Origin of the sequence: uncultured Microbacterium sp. (genome assembly GCF_913776565.1) — a bacterium.
Lineage (GTDB): Bacteria > Actinomycetota > Actinomycetes > Actinomycetales > Microbacteriaceae > Microbacterium.
Window position 1 is genome coordinate 1 of record NZ_CAJYPF010000231.1, and the last position, 3,325, is coordinate 3,325.

Consider the following 3,325-nt stretch of genomic DNA (forward strand, 5'->3'; position numbering starts at 1 on the left):
GGGGGACGGCGTTCAGCGTTCCACGAGCACGCCGTCGGAGTCCGCCCAGACGTGCCGGCCGGGGGTGAACACGACCCCCGCGATGGTCACGGGCACGTCGACCTCGCCGACGCCGTCCTTGGCGCTCTTGCGCGGGTTGCTCCCGAGGGCCTTCACGCCGAGCTCCAGCGTGCCGATCGCCGCGCGATCGCGCACCGCGCCGTGCACGATCACGCCCGCCCAGCCGTTCTCGACGGCGGACGCGGCGATCAGGTCCCCCACCAGCGCCGACTCGAGCGACCCACCGCCGTCCACGACCAGCACCGCTCCCTCGCCGGGCGTCGCCAGCAGCTGCTTGACCAGCGCGTTGTCGCGGTGGCAGCGCACCGTCCGGATCGGACCGTCGAACGAGACCCGCCCGCCGACGTCGATCAGCTGCAGCGAAAGGGAATCCAGCGCGTCGCCGCGCTCGTCGTACAGGTCGGCGGTCGCGATCGTCATGCGGCCAGGGTAACCGGCGGGTCGGAGGGGAGGGATGCCACGCCCTCGCGCGGCATCCCTCGTCCTCACTCCACGATCTCGGCGTCGATCACGTCGTCGAGGTCGTCGTCGGGGGCGGCGGGGCCGTCGCTGACGAGCACGAGCGACTCGCCGTCGCTGGCCACGTCGACCCGCACCACGTCACCGTCGCGCACCGTGCCGGCCAGGATCGCCATCGCGAGGCGGTTCTGCACCTCGGTCTGGATCAGCCGGCGCAGCGGCCGGGCGCCGTACACCGGGTCGTAGCCGCGCTCGGCGAGCCAGGCGCGGGCGTCGGGGGTCACCGCGAGGGTGAGCCGACGCTCGCGCAGGCGCGTGTGCAGCGCGTCGACCGCGAGCTCGACGATCTGGGCGAGGTCGTCCTGGCTGAGGGCCTGGAAGATGACGATGTCGTCGAGACGGTTCACGAACTCGGGCTTGAAGGCCTGGCGCACCAGCGCCTGCACCTGGTCGCGCTTGGCATCCATCGACAGCGTCGGATCGATGAGGATCGGCGAGCCGAGGTTGGACGTCAGGATCAGGATGACATTGGTGAAATCGACCGTGCGCCCCTGACCGTCGGTCAGGCGGCCGTCGTCCATGACCTGCAGCAGGATGTCGAACACCTCGGGGTTGGCCTTCTCGACCTCGTCGAGCAGCACCACCGAGTACGGGCGGCGTCGGACGGCCTCGGTGAGCTGGCCACCGGCCTCGTACCCGATGTACCCCGGAGGGGCGCCGACCAGGCGCGAGACGGAGTGCTTCTCGCCGTACTCCGACATGTCGATGCGCACCATGGCGTGCTCGTCATCGAAGAGGAAGTCGGCGAGCGACTTCGCCAGCTCGGTCTTGCCGACGCCGGTCGGGCCGAGGAACAGGAACGATCCGACGGGGCGGTGCGGGTCGCTGATCCCGGCGCGCGAACGGCGGACCGCGTCGGAGACCGCCTTGACGGCATCCTTCTGTCCGATCAGGCGCTTGCCGAGTTCGCGCTCGAGGTGCAGCAGCTTCTCGGTCTCGCCCTGCAGCAGACGGCCGACGGGGATGCCGGTCCACGCGGCGATGACGGCCGCGATGTCCTCGTCGGTGACCTGATCGTTGACCATTCGACCCGCACCGGTTTCTGAGCCTGTCGACGCATCCTCGCGCTCGGCCGTCATCAGCTCGCGCTCGAGCGCGGGGATCTCGGCGTAGAGCAGTCGCGACGCGCGCTCGAGGTTGCCCTCGCGCTGGGCCCGCTCGGCGTCGACGCGCGCGGCGTCCAGGCGGGTCTTCAGGTCGCCGACGCGGTTGAGCGAGGCGCGCTCGCGCTCCCACCGCGCCTGCAGCTCGTCGAGCTTGGCCTGCTCGCCGGCAAGCGTCTCGCGCAGCGTCGCGAGCCGCTCCTTGGACGCGGCATCCTTCTCCTTCTTCAGGGCGAGCTCTTCGAGCTTGAGCCGGTCGACGTGACGGCGCAGCTCGTCGATCTCGAGCGGGGCGGAGTCGATCTCCATGCGCAAACGCGACGCCGCCTCGTCGATCAGGTCGATGGCCTTGTCGGGCAGCTGACGCGCGGGGATGTAGCGGTTGGACAGGGATGCCGCGGCGACCAGTGCCGCATCGGCGATCGCGACCTTGTGATGCGCCTCGTAACGCTCCTTGAGACCGCGGAGGATGGCCACGGTGTCCTCGACGGTGGGCTCGCCGACGTACACCTGCTGGAATCGCCGCTCGAGGGCGGCATCCTTCTCGATGAACTCGCGGTACTCGTCGAGCGTGGTCGCGCCGATGAGCCGCAATTCGCCGCGGGCGAGCATGGGCTTCAACATGTTCGAGGCCGCGACCGAGCCCTCGCCGCCACCCGCGCCCATGAGCACGTGCAGCTCGTCGATGAACGTGATGATGCGCCCGTCGGACTCGGTGATCTCTTTGAGGACGCTCTTGAGTCGCTCCTCGAACTGACCGCGGTACATCGCGCCGGCGACCAGCGCCGAGATGTCGAGTGCGACGAGCTCTTTGTTCTTGAGGCTCTCGGCGACGTCGCCCGCGACGATGCGCTGGGCGAGACCTTCGACGACGGCGGTCTTTCCGACGCCGGGTTCGCCGATGAGGACGGGGTTGTTCTTGGTGCGACGCGTCAGCACCTGGCTGACGCGTCGGATCTCGCCGTCGCGGCCGATCACGGGGTCGAGCTTGCCCTGGCGGGCGCGGTCGGTGAGGTTGATGCCGAACTGCTCGAGAGCGCTGCGCGCGTCCTCCTGCCCCGGCTGTTGCGTGGCGTTCATGTGTTCTCCTGGAAGTCTGTCGCAAACTTGAGTTGCGTTGACTCAACTTTAGCAGCGGACGTCGGCGGGGGCAATGGATGCCGTGGCGGGGCGTTCCCCGGGCGCACGACGAACGGCCGCGGCAGAGCCGCGGCCGTTGTCCGGACGACGCGTCAGGCGCGCGCCGTGACCATCCAGTCCGACAGGTCGGCGACACGCGAACGGATGCCGCGGTGCCAGGGACGCAGGGCGCGATAGGTCTCGGCGGCGACGCCGGGCGACACGGGCGCGCCCGTACCGGACATCGCCGTGGCCGCGGCATCCCAGTCCGCGAACACTCCCGCGCCGACGGCCGCGCAGATCGCCGCGCCGATGCCCGCGGCGTCGTCGACGAGCGCGCGGCGCACCGGACGCCCGAGCACGTCGGCGACGATCTGCACGAGCAGGGACGACTGCGCCCCACCACCGGTCACGATCACTCCCCGCGCGGTGACGCCGCGCTCGCGCTCCATGTCCTCGATGTGGTCCGCCATCGTGAACGCGATCGCCTCGAGAACCGCGCGGTACAGGTGCCCGCGACCCTG

General features: G+C 70.3%; 3 protein-coding genes. All 3 read right to left on the reverse strand.

Features of this window, described 5'->3' with window-relative positions; genetic code table 11:
* Positions 1-12: 12 nt before the first annotated feature.
* Positions 13-480 carry a ribonuclease E activity regulator RraA gene (rraA, locus tag QZ433_RS12900; RefSeq protein WP_295784215.1) on the reverse strand — a complete coding sequence of 156 codons (468 nt, stop codon included), beginning with the start codon at positions 478-480 and terminating at the stop codon, positions 13-15.
* 65 nt (positions 481-545) lie between these two features.
* Positions 546-2,762: an AAA family ATPase gene (locus QZ433_RS12905; protein WP_295784217.1), complete on the reverse strand. Its 2,217-nt coding sequence runs from the start codon at positions 2,760-2,762 to the stop codon at positions 546-548.
* 152 nt (positions 2,763-2,914) lie between these two features.
* Positions 2,915-3,325 (reverse strand): FGGY-family carbohydrate kinase (locus QZ433_RS12910; RefSeq protein ID WP_295784218.1); only part of this gene is annotated, 411 nt, incomplete at its 5' end.

Excerpts from the sequence above, each read along its gene's own strand:
- rraA (WP_295784215.1), bottom strand. The coding sequence starts at position 480 with ATGACGATCGCGACCGCCGACCTGTACGACGAGCGCGGCGACGCGCTG.
- QZ433_RS12905 (WP_295784217.1), bottom strand. The coding sequence starts at position 2,762 with ATGAACGCCACGCAACAGCCGGGGCAGGAGGACGCGCGCAGCGCTCTC.